Annotated in this window: 15 protein-coding genes; 1 reads left to right on the top strand and 14 read right to left on the bottom strand. The window is 46.1% G+C overall.

The genetic code is table 11. From position 1 onward, the window contains the following. Positions 1-178: 178 nt before the first annotated feature. The 13 genes from ACWXW9_RS15555 to ftsE all read right to left on the bottom strand — a co-directional run bounded on the left by ACWXW9_RS15555 (position 179) and on the right by ftsE (position 16,637). Positions 179-1,183, bottom strand: a complete 1,005-nt coding sequence (locus ACWXW9_RS15555; RefSeq protein WP_494930133.1) for a helix-turn-helix domain-containing protein — start codon at positions 1,181-1,183, stop codon at positions 179-181. Between the two features lie 1,193 nt (positions 1,184-2,376). Beyond that, positions 2,377-6,444 (bottom strand): glycosyl hydrolase, encoded by a 4,068-nt coding sequence (locus ACWXW9_RS15550; protein WP_494930132.1) that lies wholly within the window; start codon positions 6,442-6,444, stop codon positions 2,377-2,379. Positions 6,445-6,572: 128 nt separating this feature from the next. Next, the gene (locus ACWXW9_RS15545; protein ID WP_494930131.1) at positions 6,573-6,755 is read right to left on the bottom strand and encodes a cellulose binding domain-containing protein; all 183 of its coding nucleotides are present in this window, start codon (positions 6,753-6,755) and stop codon (positions 6,573-6,575) included. Between the two features lie 28 nt (positions 6,756-6,783). Beyond that, complete coding sequence (locus ACWXW9_RS15540; RefSeq protein ID WP_494930130.1) at positions 6,784-6,903, bottom strand: glycoside hydrolase family 48 protein; 120 nt, start codon at positions 6,901-6,903, stop codon at positions 6,784-6,786. 375 nt (positions 6,904-7,278) lie between these two features. Beyond that, positions 7,279-7,662: a hypothetical protein gene (locus tag ACWXW9_RS15535; protein WP_494930129.1), complete on the bottom strand. Its 384-nt coding sequence runs from the start codon at positions 7,660-7,662 to the stop codon at positions 7,279-7,281. A gap of 212 nt (positions 7,663-7,874) precedes the next feature. Continuing rightward, positions 7,875-9,086 carry a DUF4179 domain-containing protein gene (locus tag ACWXW9_RS15530; protein WP_494930128.1) on the bottom strand — a complete coding sequence of 404 codons (1,212 nt, stop codon included), beginning with the start codon at positions 9,084-9,086 and terminating at the stop codon, positions 7,875-7,877. Then, the gene (locus ACWXW9_RS15525) at positions 9,073-9,609 is read right to left on the bottom strand and encodes an RNA polymerase sigma factor (RefSeq protein ID WP_494930127.1); all 537 of its coding nucleotides are present in this window, start codon (positions 9,607-9,609) and stop codon (positions 9,073-9,075) included. Before ACWXW9_RS15525 ends, ACWXW9_RS15530 begins: the two co-directional genes overlap by 14 nt. Positions 9,610-9,793: 184 nt before the next feature. Continuing rightward, positions 9,794-10,351, bottom strand: coding sequence for a class I SAM-dependent methyltransferase (locus ACWXW9_RS15520; protein WP_494930126.1), 558 nt, complete (start codon positions 10,349-10,351; stop codon positions 9,794-9,796). 176 nt (positions 10,352-10,527) lie between these two features. Beyond that, positions 10,528-11,838 carry a serine protease gene (locus ACWXW9_RS15515; protein ID WP_494930125.1) on the bottom strand — a complete coding sequence of 437 codons (1,311 nt, stop codon included), beginning with the start codon at positions 11,836-11,838 and terminating at the stop codon, positions 10,528-10,530. A gap of 165 nt (positions 11,839-12,003) precedes the next feature. Next, positions 12,004-13,470 (bottom strand): S41 family peptidase, encoded by a 1,467-nt coding sequence (locus ACWXW9_RS15510; protein WP_494930124.1) that lies wholly within the window; start codon positions 13,468-13,470, stop codon positions 12,004-12,006. Between the two features lie 205 nt (positions 13,471-13,675). Next, entirely contained in the window at positions 13,676-14,959 is a 1,284-nt protein-coding gene (locus ACWXW9_RS15505; RefSeq protein WP_494930123.1) for a murein hydrolase activator EnvC family protein, read from the bottom strand. An 84-nt stretch (positions 14,960-15,043) separates the two neighbouring features. After that, positions 15,044-15,961 carry a permease-like cell division protein FtsX gene (gene ftsX / locus ACWXW9_RS15500; RefSeq protein ID WP_404519462.1) on the bottom strand — a complete coding sequence of 306 codons (918 nt, stop codon included), beginning with the start codon at positions 15,959-15,961 and terminating at the stop codon, positions 15,044-15,046. Next, a complete protein-coding gene (gene ftsE, locus ACWXW9_RS15495) occupies positions 15,951-16,637 on the bottom strand; it encodes a cell division ATP-binding protein FtsE (protein WP_014278394.1) in 687 nt (228 codons plus the stop codon). Before ftsE ends, ftsX begins: the two co-directional genes overlap by 11 nt. Before the next feature lie 224 nt (positions 16,638-16,861). Here ftsE and ACWXW9_RS15490 point away from each other — a divergent pair, with 224 nt between their 5' ends. After that, a complete protein-coding gene (locus ACWXW9_RS15490; protein WP_494930122.1) occupies positions 16,862-18,280 on the top strand; it encodes a VanW family protein in 1,419 nt (472 codons plus the stop codon). Between the two features lie 144 nt (positions 18,281-18,424). Here ACWXW9_RS15490 and ACWXW9_RS15485 read toward each other — a convergent pair whose 3' ends face one another. Continuing rightward, on the bottom strand, positions 18,425-19,582 hold the full coding sequence (locus tag ACWXW9_RS15485) for an S-layer homology domain-containing protein (protein WP_494930121.1): 1,158 nt from the start codon (positions 19,580-19,582) through the stop codon (positions 18,425-18,427). Positions 19,583-19,627: the final 45 nt, after the last annotated feature.

Below are 19,627 nucleotides of genomic sequence, written 5' to 3'. Positions count from 1 at the left end.
CTCCCACGTCTGTAATGGTAAATGGCGAGCTGATACATGTAACAATAATAATAGGTCATTTGTTTAGCATCCTCAGACTCCTGTAATCTCTTTATTCTCTCTGAGTATTTGTCAATAATAGAGTCTATATCAAAATTGTACTTATTAGCAGATTCTAGTATGGTTATGAGTCCAGAGCTTACTTCTCAGGGTGATTTTCGAGGAAAGCTATATACTCAGGAAGGATATTTCTATTACCCAATAATAAATCTAAAGTATACGAGTTGGCTTTAGCCCACAAACGGAATTGCTCTACATCTGCTTCACCTTCTAAATCAAGCCCTTTAAACCAGCTTAAATCTGCATAGCCCTCAAGCTCTGCCTTTGCCTCCTTAATATATCCTTTCTTTTGTAAAGCTGTTGAGACAGAAAGGAATCCATAACCGTAGTAAAATACCAAGTGCCTTTCTGCACGTGAGCAATGATCTGCTCTTCTTTTTTCCTTCCTTATTTGCCGATCCATATAGATTACATTAGCAAGTTTCTTTAATTCATGACCATACTTCTCTACCTCATCCCATTTGTGTAAGTAAAAATATATATTTGTGATCTTATGAATCGCCTCCAATTGATAACGCTCAGGAAGCAAATTACGATAAGGTGTAAATTCCAATACTAACTCAAGACTCTTTTCCAAATCAGACATTGCATAAGCTTTAAATCTTTTATATTGGCTTATAGCCAACCGCTCCGAATGACGATATTTTTCATTTTCGATTACACATTCATAAAAAGGGATCGCTTCCTTTTCTCTGCCTTCGGAATATAATTCTTCTGCAAGCTCAAATATGGTTGGAACATAGGACAAGTCCTCTGTTAGCCTCCACAATACCTTTTGAACGAAGTCCTGTCTTCCTAATTCCACACAACGCAACAGAAACGGCTTAATCCGTTTCCAGTGCCCTTTTCCTTCGTAAAAGCATTCATCTATGTACAACTCATACAGCCAGCCTTCCGGATACCCTAACGCCTTAGTAATCAAGTCCATCTGCCGAACGGAGATCGGCTTGGGCGGGTTGCTGTTCAGCATGGCGCTAAATGTGCCACGGTTAATACCGGAGATTTTACTAAAACTGCTAAAGCTATAGCCCCTTTGCTTCAATTCTGTCTCTATCTTTGAGCGGATCGTAGGTGTGTGTTCCATGTCAGTCCCCCTCAATTAGTTTTGGACATATCATAAGTGATATTTTATATGTAAACTCTATCCTTTAGGAAATTCATTTCAATACAAAATCACGTAAATAGTGAAATATATGGTCTATATAGTCACTTTAATTGATGATGCCTTAGAAAGAAGTCTTTTTTTTACGATTCCCGAAATATTTGGGGTTTGAAATACCTCCCTTTTCCAACATTCAAACTCTTCATTCATTACAAATTTTGATGATTTCATGGAAAAAGGGCTCTCTCGGATTCATTCAAGAGAGGAAATTAAGAGAATGGTAGTCCCGATTGTTACAATAGTCTTATTTATTTTCATCACTTGACCTTCTTTCATGTTTAATGAAAATTAACTCATACTATCCAAGAAGTAAGTATATATTTAGTTGTATTATTTTTTGCAACTACGACGACTATATGTTATGTTAACTGTAAATATTTGTTTGGAGGTATGGTCAATGAAATCATTTCGCTTTTGGTTGGTCCTAATCTCAATTTTAGTAATTATTGTAAACATTTCAGGATACGACGACTACAATATACTATTGGCTATTATTAGTCCGTTGGTTTGGATTTACGAATCATTTCGATTTGTACGAGAAGCAGATATTTCAATAGTAGTTGTATACTTGACTACACTAGGTTTCTGGTATCTTATTGGTTTGGTTTTGGATCGTCTAATAAAAAAAACAAGATAAATTTTTTCCAAAAAATGCAACACTACCTTATGTCCTTTGAGCATGAGGTACACAACAGGTCAGCCCCTCTATAAAACTATTTCAATACCTACGAACTCCTTTCAAACAAGTGGTTTTAGCTCCTTTGTTAAACTTTTAGCAAGTCCCTTCTGATAGTCGTCCCTTCATCCACTAAGCCAGTTGCTCTCAATCATACATGGTTATTCATCTTAAAAGCCTATCCTCCTTCCCACCAGCTCTAAAGAAATTGTAATTCTTGATGTGTTACAAGAACGATAAAAATAAACAAATCATTTCTTTTTTTTACAAAATAATCAATAAAAAGACCAATCCCTTAAGATTGGCCTAGTCTAATTGCATATGATCTTGAAGACTCTCCATAGAAACTGGTGGCTTAGACCAAGAGAAGAACGTAATGCCCCCCTCTCTTGGCAAATAATCGGTTGATTCACATGTTGCCGTATAACGGACGCTTGTCTTAATTAGCTGTCGGTTCGCTTCCCCAAACAAGTACACCATTATGATACAACGTAGCTTTTGTATGATCAGCATATGAAGTTTGCGTGCCTTTATATGAGTAATCGTCACTTTCGTTATAATTCGACCAGTCTGTTTTATGAATTCGGGTTTGAATTTCGCCCGTGCTTCCTCCAGGTGCTAACACGCCTGCATTCGAGTTGAAGCTGACTTCCAAATAATAATCAGCGCCGGTTACAGCTTTATCCATTTTAACCAGCTTGCCATTCAGCTTCGAGCAGCTCAGCGCGGCATAGTCGCAGTTGAATGTCTGCGCGCGGTCGCCGTCGATCGTGTAGTAGTAGCGAATTTTCAACTCGTTGATCGGTACGGAGATTGTACCTTTGTTTAAAATTTGGAAATGCGGCTTCAAGTTATTGTCATTCACATTTGTATCCGCTGCGCGATACTGGAGCAACAGCCCCTTTGTCGGCTGCTGAGCATCCGCTTTCGGCGTTGCACTAGCCTTGTTCGAAACCGTTTGTCCTGCATCGTTCTTCGCTACGACTTGGTAGTAGTACGTCGTGTCTGCCGTTACGGCTGTGTCGGTGTAGCTGCTTCCGTATACATCGCTCGCTACTGTGGCGAACGCGTCGTTTTCATCCGTCGAACGCTTCACTTCATAGCTTGCCGCATTCGCCGATGCTGTCCAGCTCAGCGCTACTTTCGCCGTTTCGCCCGCTGCGTTCAGCGTGAAGCTGCCCGGTACTGACGGCTGCTCAGTAATACCATATGTTTTTAAGTTAGTCGGAAGCTTGTCGAGCGTAATGACGTTCGGATGATTATACACTTTTTTCAGATGCTCAAGACTGTTTTGTTTGCCATCTCTCAAGAAATCCCCATACCATGTAGCGAACCAGCTCCAATGGGCTTGATACGCCTTCATCAGATCAGGATCTGGGATAGGTCCGTTTTCGCTCATGGCAACTAACTTTTTGTCCTTGCCCAATGCAACAAGGTCTTCGTATTTTGCAATTTGCGGACTGTAGTCGCCTGCTTGCGGATAAGAGTCAAAGCTCAAAATATCCACATAGTCGTCTCCCGGATACCAATTGGGAGCAACAGAATTCCATACCCAAATCAGATTGTTCAATTTGTGCACATTAGTCAAACGGTCATGCATCAAAATATACAATTTTTTAACAGGCTCAGGACCTTTAGCGCCCCACCAGAACCATTTGCCTTCCGCTTCGTGCAAAGGACGAAACAGGACAGGAACTTTCGCATCCTGCAACTTCTTCAATTGCCCTGCAATCACATCGATGTCGCGAATAAGCAATTTATAATCTTCGGACTCTGGATTATTCATCGCATATTCTATATCGAATGTGGTCGAGTCGGCATAGAAGCCTCTCCACCATTCTTTTCCCGGCGTATCGATAAGATCTTTCGGCGCGTTCCAGTGCCATGCAAAGGTAACAATGCCCCCTTGCTTATCCCATTCAATCGCCTTTTCCGTCTCTGTGGAACTAAGACCGTGTTCCGCTCTGCTTGGCGAATAGTCAATCAGGTCAAGCGCCGCAATAGCCGGCTTTTTACCTACATTTGCTTGAAGCCAATCAATTTCGGGCATATCCTCTTGACCGGAGATCGTATTCTTGCCGTATTGATCAACCAGATAGTTCATCAATGCTCTTGCTTCTACTGTCGCGTTCGGATTGATGAGCGTTTTGGTTACCGCATGCGGTGGACGGTCAGCAGCAGGCTCCAGCTTGACGTAGTCGATATCGTACCAGCCCCAGCCCGTTTCAAAACCGATCGTATTTGCCCCTGCATTTAACAGAACCTTACCACCGGAAGTTTCTTTAAAATCAGCCGATTTCCAAAGTACCAGCTCGCCAGATGCTTTGCCGTTTAAAGAGAAATTCGTGCGTTTATCATCATAAGGAGAACGGTAGCCGATTGTAAGATTGTACAAGCCTGCCGTTGGAGCCTGAATCGTCATCGTCAGGGAATCCCCTGCATTGTGGAAATTAGTTACATAACCAGTACCGGAAAAGCCGGTTCCGCTGGATTCCACAGTTGTTCCCTTCAGTGTGCCGTCTTCGGCTTCATAGCGAACCGGGCCGTTTACAGGCGTCCGCGGAACCGCTTTCAAGACATTGGATTCGCTCGTTCCCGCATTTGTTTTTGCGGTTACTTTGTAATAGTAAGAAGTGCCGTTCGTTACGTTAGTATCCGTATAAGACGTTTCGATCAAGTTGGATGCTACAGCAGTAAAAGGACCGTTTTCATACGTTGCCCGCTGTACACTGTAACCCACAGCTCCACTGGAAGCGTCCCAAGACAAATCGACTTTCCCATCGCCAGCCTCAGCTCTCAGAGCAAAGCTTTCAGGACCTTCCCCAGGTGGCACAGACGTATCATTGCCAGCAGTCAACACGATGTGATAAGCCGTCAAAGGCGGTACTGTATAGGTAAAGCGGTTGCCTGAAATTTGCGTAATTGGCGCTGCTTTCTTAATTTGCGAGCTATTTTTGTCGAAGCCCCATACTTTACCGGAACCGTAAGTCGTCTCGCCGGAAAGATCAAATTGGGCGTCGAATGCGCTGTCCATGCTTTTATTCATGACAACGAGGTGCAGTTCTTTGTAGGATGCATCCGTTACGGAAGCATGCACCGAGCTATTGACAATATCCGACGTTTGCGCATTAACGCTGATATCACCGAAAGTAGAGCTTTTTCCGTCATAATTGCGGTAAAGCTTGTAAGCGGCACTAACGTAGTTGTTGGCACCATCCTTTAACTTCCAGTAATTTGCCATATAAACGTCGTTTTTGCCCAAGATGCCCAGCACATCGGTCATAGCGATACCGCCGGAAATATCATTTTCGCCGCCATAGCTATACTCGGTCAAAGCCAGCTTGGTTCCCGGGTAATACTTATCCACCGACTGCTTCAATCGAGGCAGTAAAGGCAAGAATTCGCTGTTCCATTGAGCGATCCAGCTATCTTCCTTGTAGGTCGGATCCCACAAAGTACGAGGCGCTTGCATTCTGGCTTTCTTCGTTTCATCGTTGCCTACCTCATTCGTAATTCGTATGCCTCCGCCCATCGCTTCAGGATACCAGTGTACATCGAAGACATCCAGCAATCTCTTGCCTTCGGCTTGCGAACTGAGGCGCATTTGATCCAGGTAATAGTCCACGAACCAACTGTAGTTGCCTTTTACAGAGTTCCAATCAGGTGCAGTTTGAAGATCTGTATAGGCGCCAAAACCGTAAAGAACCGGTCCAAAAATTTCCGCACCCGCGTCAACTGCTTTGACTGCTTTGGATAAACTTACCGACCGATCTACCAACTCTTTCGCTCCGACTTTTTCACCATGAATGCGCGGATGCGTATGCGACCAGAGAGCGGGTTCATTGTCGAGCGCATATCCTTTTACACCCGTCTTTGTTGAAGCAGCGCCGTATTTTTTCACTAAAAAGTTGACGAATTCATCCGCATAAACCTGATTGTCATTCAGATCAGGCTGCAGTTGAAACGGCGCATTTTTGGCGTTTACAACCTGATTCCAACGAGCGGAAGGAGCCTTTTCGCTTTCCTGCACACTTCCGTTTCCATCCTTGGCCACATAACCGGCCATCGGCAGCGTGACTAAAGAATAAGTGCCAAGCTTCAGCGATTGATCATGAAACGAAGTCGTCACCGCTCCCGGCTTTTCACATTCGGCTTTTGTCAGACCGCCATTGTTGCATAAATAGTTATCGCTGGATTGCTGCCAATCGCTTCCTGCATTGGACATGTTGTTTTCCCAGTTGTATCCGGTCATCCGATTGCCACCAAGTCGCCTGGCAGCCAGATTTTCATCGCCTGCCAAATCCTGATTCGTACCGTATATATAAGGACTAATAGGCTTACGATCCTTGGATGTATCGACTTTAATGGTAACGGTCTTTGCCGTTTGACCGTGAACTACAGTTGGAGCCGGTAGAGCCCCCCCTACTATAATCGTGCATGCCATGACGACAGGCAGCCATTTGGAACGTTTGGACAAAATACCACTACTACTATTTTTCGCCTTCATGCCGCTTTCCTCCTTTAAATTTGAAAAGAGCGGCACCCATACGAGTGCCGCTCCATCAGGCTTTAAGGCTCCTGACCCCAAACGAGTTTATCGTTCTGGTACAGCGTCACCTTACTCTAATCTGCAAATTAATTTTTTGTAGGATCGTAGGAGTATTCATCTGCCACATTGTAGTTCGTCCACTCGTTTTTGTTGAAACACGCTTGAATTTCGCCAGTCGAAGCTCCAAGTATCCGGTTGACTGCACTCTCCTCTCCGTCCGAAATCCAGCATTGGCCCGGATCTTCAAGTGTTGCAACAGCCGTATTCACACCGCACATGATGGGTTTGCCGTTTGCATCAAGGTAGTACCGTTATCGGCTTCTTGTTGATAAATGTGTAATAGTACAGCTCTGCTATACGTTCTACCGACCAAGCCTGCATATCGAACCATTTGTTGGACGGAATGTCCATATACATAGATTATTCCATATAGCCATATAGTAGAACATGAATTCGGAATAAACCTACACACATCTGAATTGCCTGAGGAAAAACAAGCTTGGGTATTTATCCATGGATTGCGATATTGGTGTAGAAGAATCACATTTTCCTTTATCAGTAGCAGCTATTTACTGGAGAGAAATGGAACGAAGGGCATGGAGAACGGGGATCCATATCAAACTATTTCTAGAGAAATTACAGAATGAAGAGCCCCCAGCATTTAAATCATGGTGGTGTAAGAATGCTGCATTGCCTTCCAATGCTTTTACGAATACTTAAACAGTTTTTCAATATTCTCATTATTCTTCTTCAATCTATTCAGAAACTCTTGTTGAATCACACCCATCTTTCCTACCGTACCTTGTCCTTTTGAATAAGCTTATAATAAATGCGTGCAGGCTCTGTCTCTCCAGTGGATAAAATGTATTCTGCTAAAGGTGCGCACAGCTTTTGAAGATAGAAGGAGTATAGCAGCTCCGCCGTGTCAAAATGAATTTTCAACACCTGTCTCATCAGTCCTTCAAATTTGGGATAATCCAGTTCCTCCGGGGTGATATCAAACGGGTATTCAGGAAAGGTTTTTTTCTGAATTTCGATAAATTGCTCCCTAAGCTTTGGTTGGTTGCCTGATCGCGCGGCTGAGAAATTCATCATAAAAAACGATATAAAATCTGTCTCACGATCACTTAATTCATAATACTCACACCAACGCATGAACATCAGCGGTTTTACCATATATAAATCTCCTTTAACAAAAGTTCAGATTTATCGTTGAATCGCACAAAATCTAACAGGTTCCAGCATATGTAATATATAGGTTAAGTCCCATTTTAAAATATGATTCCTTAAACAAATTTTGCATTTTAACATATCCCTATATCTCCAGAAAGAACTCTCCAGATCTACTTCATCCGAAGAGTTCTCCGTATCTACCTCAAACTCAAACCTTACTTGAGCTTATTGTCTCCGATTGGAATTTTCATTTCTAGTTCAGGCAGGTATGTTCTTTTCGAATTTCCTTGTTCATCGTATACAGGTTTGCCTCCCGGCTCGGTTACATTAAAATAGGGTTTAATGGTGATGAATTTCGGTGTTTTCTCAAAGGGAGCTACGAGGATTTGGTGAATACCTGTCCTTGTTTTAGTTCCAGGACGTCCTGAATCCCCATTAACCCATTGTTGTTCCTGCCCCTCATCATCCAAAACCGCATAGCCTAGTGTATTCATAGCCAGTCCATACCCGTATGCCTTACTCCCATACGTAGTCGGGCCAGAGCTTATGTAATGGGTCTTGGTCACGATCATGGTAGACATCGGTGTCATCTCTAATTTTTCCACAACCAAACGGGTAAAATTATTTGATTTTTCCATTCGAGGCGTGAGCACCAAGTTTTTAGAAGGAATCTTTTGCACAGGTAATTCAAGCTTAAAGGGCTGTTTTATTCCTGTAATTTGTATTTTTGCCGTTAGTTTAAATTGGTCAGGAAGCCCTTTGCCTGTCGAGTACATTCTCTCTAAATCACTATAATAAATGATGACGGAACCCGGAGTGCCTCCAGAGTTAGTAATTAGCGAAGGCCCATCAAATTGAAACGGTTTGCCATTGCACCATAATGTAATATCTTCAATTCGTTCATGCAGCGTTGTGCCCAAGTCCTCCCGGTTACTTTCCAGTGTCAAAGCCATACGCACACCGTCATAAGCAACTTGCGAGATATGGAGCTGGGTTCCGTTATGAGTGCTGCTGGCCGCCATTTTTGTTACAAGACCTGCTTCTTCGACCTTCTGAAGTCCCAAGTCACCCGCTCGCATAAATGCACTCCCGCCTGCCGTTGAAATTCCCCAGTTACCAGCCAATTGCAAGACACTGTTTACCAGTGGAACTTGCCACAACGATTTCGCTATCGTAGGAGAAACGAATGCAGAAGCTATAATTCCACTGCTCATTACAGTAACTAAAGAAGCTGTCAGGATGATTCTCTTAAATGCGTGGCGACGAGAGGTTGAATCCACAGAATTCGTATGTTGATAGACAAAACCCGTCTCAATCTGGCTATATACTGTTTCCAGCCGTTGACGCACATATGGGGTAATAACATGCTTATTGCGGGTTCTCTCTTTAGCTGTTTTCCATTCATTATCCAGATTAATATCTTCCATGGATCGGCGTTCCCCTTTCTCCTGGATTTGATAACTTGCGCAGCAGAGATTTCCGTGCACGATACAAACGCGTTTTAACCAGACTTTCTGAAATGTCCAATGCTTTTGAGATCTCCTTAATATTCAGATCATAAAAGTATCTCAAAGTAATGACGATCCGCATCGGTTCTTCCAACTGCTCTATTGCTTCATGCAATTCAATGTTTTCATACTCACCTGAAATACCCATTGGGTGTGAATACTCAGATACCGTAACAGAGCGAGAACGCTTTTTAGCTATTTTATTCGACTCGTTGATTACAATCCGATACATCCAGGTTTTAAAGAGACTTCCATCCCGTAATGTACCTAAAGACTTGTATGCCTTGAGTATTGCTTCTTGTAGAGCATCAGCACTATCTTGTTCATTTCGCAGGATAGAATGCGCCATCCCATACAGGTCGCTCTCCACTTCTCTAATGATGTTCACAAAAGCTCGTCTATCCCCGCCTTGCGCCTTTTTGACCTCATTCTCAATATTCAAAGGAGTCCTCCTTTCAAGTTTCCTATCTATTAGATCATTTGAAAGGGCAATGCGTTACAATTTTCTTCCAAAATGCTCAACAAAAAAGACCTTTTCAACATCTTAATGACGCTGACCAGGTCTTCTCATGGAATTCCGTATCTTCACATTCGTATCTATTCTAATCCTCTACATAGCTGACCGATTACAGGCTGCAAGTGAAAACATAGGCGGGCGGGACGTTGTAATGTACCTTTTTGATTTGGATGTCACCAAAGAAAGTACGAAAAAAATTGTGTTTTACCTTACTATATTGGAACGTAATAAATTTGCCCTCCTGGCCCAATACTTCAGCCGTTTGTCCCAAAATCAGGCTGGATAAAGCGGCTGGTAAACTGGTAAAAGGGAGTCCTGATACGACGTAATCCACTTTTGAGACATGATACTGTTTCATATACCGGGCTACATGCTCGGCCGATCCATGAATGACGTGTACTTGCTCCAAGTGTCCGTACTTGCTTAGCAATGTTTTGTAAAACGATTCATTGGCCTCAATCACTAGCAGTAGTGTATCCGGGCGCTTGTTCAAAATCAGTTCTTGCGTAAACACACCGGTACCTGCACCGTACTCAATGATGCACGATGCTTTGTCAAAAAAAATCGGTGTGGCAATTTGCTTGGCCAACTGTCTTGAGCTTGGTATGATAGCGCCTACGCTGCGTGGATGCCTGATGTACTCTCGAATAAAGTGAATCGCATTCATCTTTCCCTCTCCCTGCTTGACACACATAATAGGCATTCGGTTCATCAAGATATCGAATTACATATCCATTGTATCTCGATCAGAATAGTCATTTCAAGCAGGCTACTGTCTGAATATAAAAAGAGGACAGCCTTATTCAAATTTAGTCAAATAAAACTGCCCTCTTGCTGTACTCTTTATTTTTCTATCGTGTCCAAACTTGGACTCTCCGCCTTGGATGCCTGTCCACCTTTACGCTGCCGTGCGCCCAAGCGCATAGCCATAATCCGGTAGATCGAGGCAGGACGTATGGATACGGCCCAATTCGCGTCCGCATCCGGTGCAAGCACGACTCCCAACTGATGGTGATCACCATCGTACATGCCACGCTGCACAAACTTGCTCTCACCTTGAAGGTTGCGTACCTCCAGCTTGCAAAAAGCGGAGTTGATCCGCAAGGCTTGATGCAGCTCGTTACGACTGTTCACGACGACGCTGTTCACGCGGTAAATGGCCTCGCCGGGCAGAATGCCCATCGCCGTCGCCGGACTATCCGGCAGTACAGCCAGTACACGCAGCCCTTGCTCCGGATGAACAAACATAGGGTTGAGGCGGCTCTCCTCCATGTTGCCGTACCAGATCAGCGCCTCATGGGCCAAGAAGGAGAACAACGCTGCCACCAGCGTCAGCGGACTCCACCACGCCGCCAGCAGGCTTAGCAGGAGCAAGGCTACGCTGTAGAGAAGCAGGCGGTTAGACGTTAGCACCGCCTTCTGGCGTGGCAATTGGCCTAACGTCACGCTGCTGAAGCCCATTAGGACAGGCAAGGCTGCCAGCATATATCCGGATCCATCACCAAACAGCGGCGTCCACGGAAGCGTAAAACCTCCCTGAACAGGAACCAGAAGCAACAACGGAATGGGCCAGAGGTCTTCCATTCGATAGCCTCCGACCAGCCTTCCCCGCTTGCCCTCCACGAACAGTGGCGTTGCGGCTTTTCCTCCCTGCCAGCGAACCAACAGCGCCTCAGCCACATGCAGCACAGCAACCAGCACCAGCAACGCCGGAATATCCAATCCACGGATGGCTGCCACTGATACTCCAAGCGCTCCCACAGGCTGCCAGCCTTCTGCCACGTTCAAAGCAAACTGGGCTACACCCAGCAGGCCCACCGAATAGGCCAGGCACAGGTAACGCACGCGTACCAGCATAAGCAGCAATGTGGTCACCCACAGGCAAACGATAGAAGCCGAGGTCAGATGGACACTTACGAACATTCCCAGAGCGGACAGGGCCAGCCCCGCGATTAGACCACTCCAGACCACACGCCACGTCTCACCCGCCCAATTATGCAGCTTGGTATGAAAGAGCTTGCGCTCCAGCAGCATTTGCCGACGGTAGCCAAGCGCGACAATGAGTATCGAGATATAGTAAAACGGCTGCAAAAGCAGGTACAAGCAAGCATTTAGAACGCTCCATCCCCATTGTAAAGCCCATTCCAAGTTCATTCACACTCCTTATGCCCCTGGCCCGCTGTTTAGCGGATCACGTACATTTCATATCCATTTATTCTATATGAAATTGCCAACGTAGGGAAGACAATCCGGCAGACTGCAAATAAATCCCAAAATAAAAGGAGGCTGTTTCCAGCCCCCTTTGTTGTAGCCTTATTATTATTTCGCTGCGCTGGTCTTCATTTCCTTCCGAATCTCTTCAATCCCCTGCTTGAGTTGATTGTCATTTTTCGGATCACGGATTTTTTCGATCAGCTTGGCTTCCATCGCCGCCGCTGTCTTCGCATCAATCACACCGTTAGCCGTCAGCTTCGCCTGTTTTTGAAAAGCAATAACGGAGCTTTCCGTCACTTTATCAAAATAGCCGTCTTCGCGACCCGGCTTGTAGCCCAAGCCTTGCAGAATGATTTGCGCATTTTTCACATCGCCGCTATTCATATTGTATTTCAACGGCTTTTCCTTGTTGAGTGGCGCTGCTGTGAAGAATTCAGGCTGATCCACCGCAATATCCGGCTTAATGCCTTTTTTGTGAATCCACGTTCCATTTGGCGTGAGCCATTTGGCAATCGTGATTTTGAGCAGACTACCGTCGCCCATTTGCTTGTCATAGCTGGTTTGTACGGTACCTTTACCAAAGGAATTTTCCCCGATCAATACTGCGCCAGCCGATTGCTGGAGAGCTCCTGCCAGAATTTCGGACGCGCTTGCGCTACCTTTATTCATGAGCAGCGTCACCGGATATTTCTTGCTCGATCCTTTGGATTTCTCTTCTTCACGCTTCTGATTCTTGTCTTCCACCTGTACGATCGTTTTGCCAGCAGGTACAAATTGCTGTGCAATATCAATCACGACGGAAAGCACGCCGCCCGGGTTATTACGCACGTCGATGACGAGCCCTTTAAGTCCCCGTTTTTCCAGCTTCGCGAGTTCTTCTTTGAAACGATCTGCTGTATTTAAAGAGAACTGGGTAATCGTGATTACACCTACACCGCCGCTTTCCATATGAGCCGTCACGGTTTCCATATCAATGCTGTCACGGGTAATGGTGTATTCCAACGGATCAGGAGAGCCGCTACGCTGGATTTTGACCTTGGCCTGGCTGCCTTTAGGTCCACGTATTTTGGAAACAGCCTTGTTTAGATCCAATCCGTCTAGCGTTTCACCGTTAACGGACAAAATAATGTCCTTGGAGCGCAGCCCTGCCTTCTCGGCTGGTGAGCCTTTAATTGGCGTTACCACAACCACTTTTCCGTTTTCTGCTGCTACCTCGGCCCCGATTCCGGTAAAGGAGCCTTCAATGGACTGTTCAAACTGCTGTGCTGTTTCTTTACCCATGTAAGAGGAATATGGGTCGCCGAGCGATTCCATCATACCGTTGATGGCTCCGTCCACCAGCTTGGTACGGTCGACGTTCTGATAATATTGCCCCTGGATCAGATCCATCGCTGTCTCGATTTTACGGATATCACTTCTGGAGGTGGAACTGCTACCTGTCACACTCGCCAGCAGTCCTTCGCCCAGAGCGCTGTTTCCCACTGTCGTCGCTCCAGTATAAGCAAAAGTGAGCAGACTTCCGCCTAGCAGCCCGATCACCATCAAGAGTACCGCTGTACTTTTTTTCAACATCTAATCGTCCACCGCCTTCTCTTTATCTTGGTTCCTATCCTCACAACGCATAACCATCCACGCAGTATACGTCTAGCTTGTACGGAATATGTTAATTGTATCCTACTCCGTGTCTCAATGCACCTGTTCTGCACCGGGAATACAGCTATTAAAGCAAAGCCCTATTTACAACCGAATTGGTTACAAATAGGGCTTACCTTATCTACTATAAATAGTTCATCGGATTTACGGGTTTGTTATTCTCGCGCACCTCAAAATGACAGTGGGGTCCCGTGGAATTGCCCGTTGAACCTACTTCTGCAATTTTTTGACCGCGTTTCACAGTCTGTCCTGTACGCACCACCGTACCACCATTGCGAATATGTCCGTACAGGGTCCATAGCCCGTCTCCATGGTCAATCACAACCGTGTTTCCATAGCCACTCCACCATTCCGCAACAATGACAACTCCGTCTTCTGCTGCATGAATATCGGTTCCCTGCGGAGCCGCCATATCAATACCTGTGTGGCCTTTAAGCTTGCCGGTAATCGGATGTACCCGCATGCCAAAAGTAGATGAGAGTCGGTAATGGGATACAGGTAAAGCCAATGTGCCTGATCCGCCCGTATACGTACTGGCTGCCGCATGGCTGGAATTCGAGCCGGCGCCTGAAGAAGATGAAGCATATCGCTTGGCTTCAGCAGCACGTGCAGCCGCTCTAGCGCGTGCTGCTTTGGCAGCCTGCTCCGCTCTGAGCTTGTTTTTCTGCTGCACCAGACCCACACGTTTGTTAGCAAGGGCTACCAGCATATCATTTTGCTCTTCGCTGATTTCATCTGACTCAGCAATATCATGATCGTAATTGGCAATCAGTCTTTGCTTCTCTTTTTCCTTCGAATTCAGTTCTACTTTGGCGTCCTGCTTGAGCGCATACAGCTTCTTGGCATTTTTATATTCTGTGTCGAGCTGCTTCTTCTTGCTTACGACCAGAGCCTTGTCCTTTTTATGCTCGTCCAACAGGATCTGATCCTGCTCCACGATCGTTTTCAGGGAATCCACCCGGCTGAGGAAATCGCTAAAGCTGGCCGAAGACATAAGCACGTCCATATACGATACTGTTCCGTCCGTATACATCAAGCGCACACGGGTTTCCAGCATCTTTTCACGTGCCTGAATGCGGTCAATGGCTTCAGATAAATCTTTTTTGGTTGCACGCAGATTATCTTCGGTTTGATCAATCTGAACCGCTACACGAGTCAACTGGTCGCTAACGCTGTTAATCTGGTCGAGTACAATTTTCAGGTTTTGCACGGTTTTATTTTTGTAATGTTGGGCATACTGTTTATCTTGAGCCGCCTTTTCCTGCTGTTGCTTGGCAGATTGGGCCTGCTTTTCCAATTGATTCAGTTGCGAATTGATTTCATGCATGCTTTTGGCATATCCGTCAGAAGGCTGGATTAGCAATGCGGCTACCAGGGTAGCGGCCAACACAGATCCTGTTTTTTTCAACTTGCACTCCCCATCCTTTATCGCAAAATAACACCGGCTTCCCCGTTCTAAAGAATACCGACTGTGACGTCCACCAATGAATCTTTATACTTTCAAGAACTTGCGCATGGATAGGGTACTGCCTACAATCCCGACAAGCATCCCCAAAATGATAAGCAAGGCACTCAATTGAATCCAGACGCCCTGAAGCGGCATAAGCTTCAACATATTCAGTGCAATATCGCCTTGAACGGCTGTAAGCAAACGCTGATAACCAGCAAACAAAATACCTACCGTAATCACAGAACCCATCAGGCCAATAAGCGCACCTTCAATAAAAAACGGCCATCGTATAAAAAAGTTGGTCGCACCAACCAGTTTCATAATGCCAATCTCTCTGCGTCGTGCCAAAATGGTCACGCGGATCGTATTCGAAATCAGGAACATGGACATAAGTCCCAATCCAGCTACGAATACAAAGCCCACATTACGGATGAGCTTGGTAATGGTGAAGAGCGTCTCCACGGTACCTTTTCCGTAACGGACCTTTAAAATCGGTTTCTCCGGATGTATCGTGTTCAGTTTTTCAATCTTCTCAGCCACAAATGGGACCGTCGTCGGTTCAATGACCTCTACAACGATTTTGTCTGGAAGTGGATTGCTGTCCTTATCAAAACCCTCCAGCAGTTCCTTGCCGCTGTCTCCCAAATCTTTTCGCAGCTCCTCCAAGCCTTGAGCTTTGGTGATGAAGGTAGTTTTGCTAATTTCCGGCATCGCCGCAATTTCCTTTTGCAGCGTTTCACGCATGTTTTGTTCTACATTCAGCTCCAAAAATACATTAACCTCCACCTGGCTATCCGCCTGATCAGCCAAGGAGTTGACGTTAAGCACCAGCATAATAAACACACCCAGTATAAGCAGTGACACAACAATCGAGGTAACGGATGCCACGGACATCCAGCCATTGCGGAATATGTTTTTGAAGCCTTCCCGCAGATGACGCAAGAAGGTATTAAAAGTCATATCCGTACTCCCCTCTCACCTGATCCCTTACGATGTTGCCATTTTCGATGGCAATGACGCGTTTACGCATGGAGTTTACGATGTCCTTATTGTGTGTCGCCATAACAATGGTCGTGCCGCGAAAATTAATTTCGTCCAGCAACTGCATGATCTCCCATGATGTTTCGGGGTCCAGATTACCTGTGGGTTCATCGGCAATGATCACGGACGGATTGTTGACAATAGCCCGTGCAATAGCTACGCGCTGCTGCTCCCCACCGGAAAGCTGGGCAGGCTCGCGATTCATTTTCGTTTTCAAGCCAACCAATTCGAGCACTTCCGGCACCCGTTTGCGAATCAGCTTCTTGGGAGCCTCAATGACTTCCATCGCAAAAGCGACATTCTCATAGGCCGTCAAACGCGGCAAAAGCCGGAAATCCTGAAAAATGACTCCGATGTTGCGACGAACATAGGGAATTTTACGCTGCTTGAGCTTCCCGATATTAAATCCATTAACTGAAATTTGCCCCTTGGTCGGTACTTCTTCTCTATAAATAAGCTTCATAAAAGTCGATTTACCCGCCCCGGACGGGCCGACTACGTATACGAATTCATTACGGTCAATTTTGACCGATACTCCCTGAAGTGCGTGGGTTCCATTAGTATAGGTCTTCCACACATCCTGCATTTCAATCACTCGATCACTTCCCGCTGCTTAATCATATTACGTATAACTTAATATCCATTCGACATATTCCATGCATTTCCTTTAAAAAGTCCTGTATTTCATCATACCGTTTATCATTGTAACAAATTTGTTACCTAAATAGTACCGAAAGTTTTCTGCTTTTGGCACATATATATGAATATTATGGCACATGAACACGCTGCCAAGCTTACGAGACAGGAGACAGCCGCATTATGAAAAAAATTCATTTATCCTTTATCTGGATATGGACTGTAATTCTGGCGTTGGCCATGTTGTGGGGAGGACTGCATCTGTACGCCGACAGGCAAACGCTGCCGAAAGGCGTAACAGTCGGAGGAGTCAATGTGGGAACCATGAATAAAACAGCCGCGCTTCGACTGCTGGACACGAAGCTAAATGCATTGAAGCAACGCCCCCTGATCCTGACGGACAGCGACAGTAGCGCGCAGGATATCAAGCTTACGCTCGGGGAAGCGGGTATCCACTATGAAGCGAAGGCATTCCGTGATGCCGTGAACGCGCTCGGCTCGGAGCATCTTTGGACTCGCGCGCTGACGCGGTTTTCCTTTGGAAAAGAATGGACCATCACACCTTCCCGGCAAGAATCGGCCTTGCAGGCCAGGCTGGGAGCCGATTGGGAGGAACAACGATACGGCAAACCTGTCAATGCCACGCGCCAGATCGACGGGGACGATCAGGTTCGCTATATTCCGGGCCGCTCTGCCAGTCGCCTGGATTGGTCCAAACTGGGCGTAGCGCTCGATAAGGCGCTGCCCAAGGATTTTACTTCTTCCGGGGAGCCAGTGCGGGTGGAGTTGCCGTTTCGTCAACTAGAGCCGGAAATTTCGGTGGACGGTCTGCGAAGCGAAGGGATTGAGCGCAAAATCGTCCAGTTTTCCACGAGCCTCGGCAGCAGCTCGGAAGGACGTGTGTACAACGTCAATTCGGCGGCAAGCACCGTTGACGGTTTGATTCTCAAGCCGGGCGAGATATTCGATTACGGTCAAATCATTGCCAAAGCTGAGCGCACACACGGCTTTCGTGAAGCCCCGGTGATCGTGAACGGGCAGTTGGAATCGGGTATAGGCGGGGGGATTTGTCAGGTATCCAGCACTGTCTACAATGCGGCGCTGCGAGTCGGCCTGGACATTGTTGAGCGCCGCAACCATTCCTTACCGGTCAGCTATTTACCCAAAGGGCAGGATGCGACTTTTGCTACGGGGTCCATCAATTTCCGTTTCAAAAACAATACCGGCAAGCATCTGCTCCTTCGTGCTGCTGTCCAAAACCGGACGCTGACCGTCAAATTTTTCGGCACCTTCCCGTCCAATGTGTCCTATGAGCTGGAATCGAGTACGGTTCGTGTATTACCCATCCCAGAGAAGACAATTCGTAATGACTCACTTTCCCCCGGCTTCTATCAGGTGCTTCGGCAGGGCAAGGCGGGATACGTGGTGGAAACGTACCGAATGAAGATCGTGGATGGCAAGACCGTGGAACGCACCCGAATCAGCCGTGATACCTACCGTGCGCAGCAGCGCATTGTGGCTGTTCGCGGCGGGAGCGCATCACCTGAGCCACAGACACGCGAACAGCAGGAGCCTATTGTAGAAGATGGCATAAGTGAATAAACTTCGCATAGCAGCATAGCAAAAATCCCCCTTCGACTACCGCCTGGATGGGTACCAGCGGAGTTAAAGAGGGATTTTAGCATGACAGATTCAAAATTTCGATATCAAAATCATGAATTGCCGATATGAAGTGACAGGATGGCCTTACTCGCTGCGTTTGCCTGAAACAGAAATTTCTACAGGCGAACTTTCGTTACCGCCGGCATCCACAGCTTTGATAACCAGTCTAACAGTGGCTTTTTGAGTAAGCACGTTAATGCTGAACGTGCCGTCGTCCTTGGCTACTGCACTACCGATTGGCAAATCATTGGAATAGGCGGTTACTGTGGAACCTGCTTTAGCTGTCCCTGTGATCGTACCTTCGCCGTCATACACTTCGTTTACTTTAAGTGTATCGCTGGTAGCTACCGCATCAGTGTTTGTATCTGTAGTTGTATCGGTGCTTGTATCTGTTGTTGTGGAGCTGTCCGTAGTATCCGTAGTCGTATTAGTGCTGTTATTCGTTGTGCTGTCTGTGCTGGTACTGCTATCTTCTGTTTCGCTTCCAGAAGAAGTAGACGTGTTACCATACGTCGAATCCGTAACGTTACTGTATGTGGAATCTGTTACCGTTCCGCCAGGAGTCGATGTAAGATTATCAACCGCGCTCAGGTTGTAACCGGAAGCTGCATCCAGAATGGCAACCGCTTCTGCACGTGTCAGCGACTTCAATGGCTGGAATTTACCATCAGGATAACCATTGATAATTTTTTGCTCCGCAGCGGCTGCTACACTTTTCTTCGCCCATGATCCGATTTTGTCGGAGTCTATGAACTTGGTGACATCTGCCGCGTTACCTGCTGTCAGTCCAATGGCTTTGCCCACAATAGCCGCTGCTTCCTGACGTGTTACTTTCCCATTCGGTTTGAGCTTGTTATCTGCATAGCCGCTTATGTAACCTGCATTCACGGCATTTGTCAGTTCATTGTATGCCCAGTGCGAAGCTGGTACATCTGTGAATGTTCTGCTTCCATTACCGTTTACCTGAACACTGTCTGCATACGTTACGTCCGTAACGACCGGAGTATCCTGCGTGAACGTACCAAGACTGCGGTTCAAGAGAACGATAAATTCTGCACGCGTGATGGCCGCATCCGTTTTCACCGCACTGTCTAATTTTCCTGTAGCCGACCAACGTTGTACTTGGTCTCCTGCCCAATGACCGCTTGTATTCTGAGGAGCGGCTGCTGCTGCACTGAATGCGCTAAGAATAAGACCTGTGCTCAATACACCAGTAATCGTGTTTCTGAACTTATTTCCCATACTCTGAATTCCTCCTTTGATTGGCTTCACCATTCTTTTTTAAAC

The sequence above is a fragment of the Paenibacillus sp. LT-B23 genome, from assembly GCF_059417685.1.
This window is presented reverse-complemented; position numbering and strand designations above follow the sequence as displayed.

What these genes read in the sequence shown, in the direction of transcription:
- ACWXW9_RS15555 (WP_494930133.1), bottom strand. Translation starts at nt 1,183, where the DNA reads ATGGAACACACACCTACGATCCGCTCAAAGATAGAGACAGAATTGAAG.
- ACWXW9_RS15550 (WP_494930132.1), bottom strand. Translation starts at nt 6,444, where the DNA reads ATGAAGGCGAAAAATAGTAGTAGTGGTATTTTGTCCAAACGTTCCAAA.
- ACWXW9_RS15540 (WP_494930130.1), bottom strand. Translation starts at nt 6,903, where the DNA reads ATGTATATGGACATTCCGTCCAACAAATGGTTCGATATGCAGGCTTGG.
- ACWXW9_RS15535 (WP_494930129.1), bottom strand. Translation starts at nt 7,662, where the DNA reads ATGGTAAAACCGCTGATGTTCATGCGTTGGTGTGAGTATTATGAATTA.
- ACWXW9_RS15530 (WP_494930128.1), bottom strand. Translation starts at nt 9,086, where the DNA reads ATGGAAGATATTAATCTGGATAATGAATGGAAAACAGCTAAAGAGAGA.
- ACWXW9_RS15520 (WP_494930126.1), bottom strand. Translation starts at nt 10,351, where the DNA reads ATGAATGCGATTCACTTTATTCGAGAGTACATCAGGCATCCACGCAGC.
- ACWXW9_RS15515 (WP_494930125.1), bottom strand. Translation starts at nt 11,838, where the DNA reads ATGAACTTGGAATGGGCTTTACAATGGGGATGGAGCGTTCTAAATGCT.
- ACWXW9_RS15510 (WP_494930124.1), bottom strand. Translation starts at nt 13,470, where the DNA reads ATGTTGAAAAAAAGTACAGCGGTACTCTTGATGGTGATCGGGCTGCTA.
- ftsX (WP_404519462.1), bottom strand. Translation starts at nt 15,961, where the DNA reads ATGACTTTTAATACCTTCTTGCGTCATCTGCGGGAAGGCTTCAAAAAC.
- ACWXW9_RS15490 (WP_494930122.1), top strand. Translation starts at nt 16,862, where the DNA reads ATGAAAAAAATTCATTTATCCTTTATCTGGATATGGACTGTAATTCTG.
- ACWXW9_RS15485 (WP_494930121.1), bottom strand. Translation starts at nt 19,582, where the DNA reads ATGGGAAATAAGTTCAGAAACACGATTACTGGTGTATTGAGCACAGGT.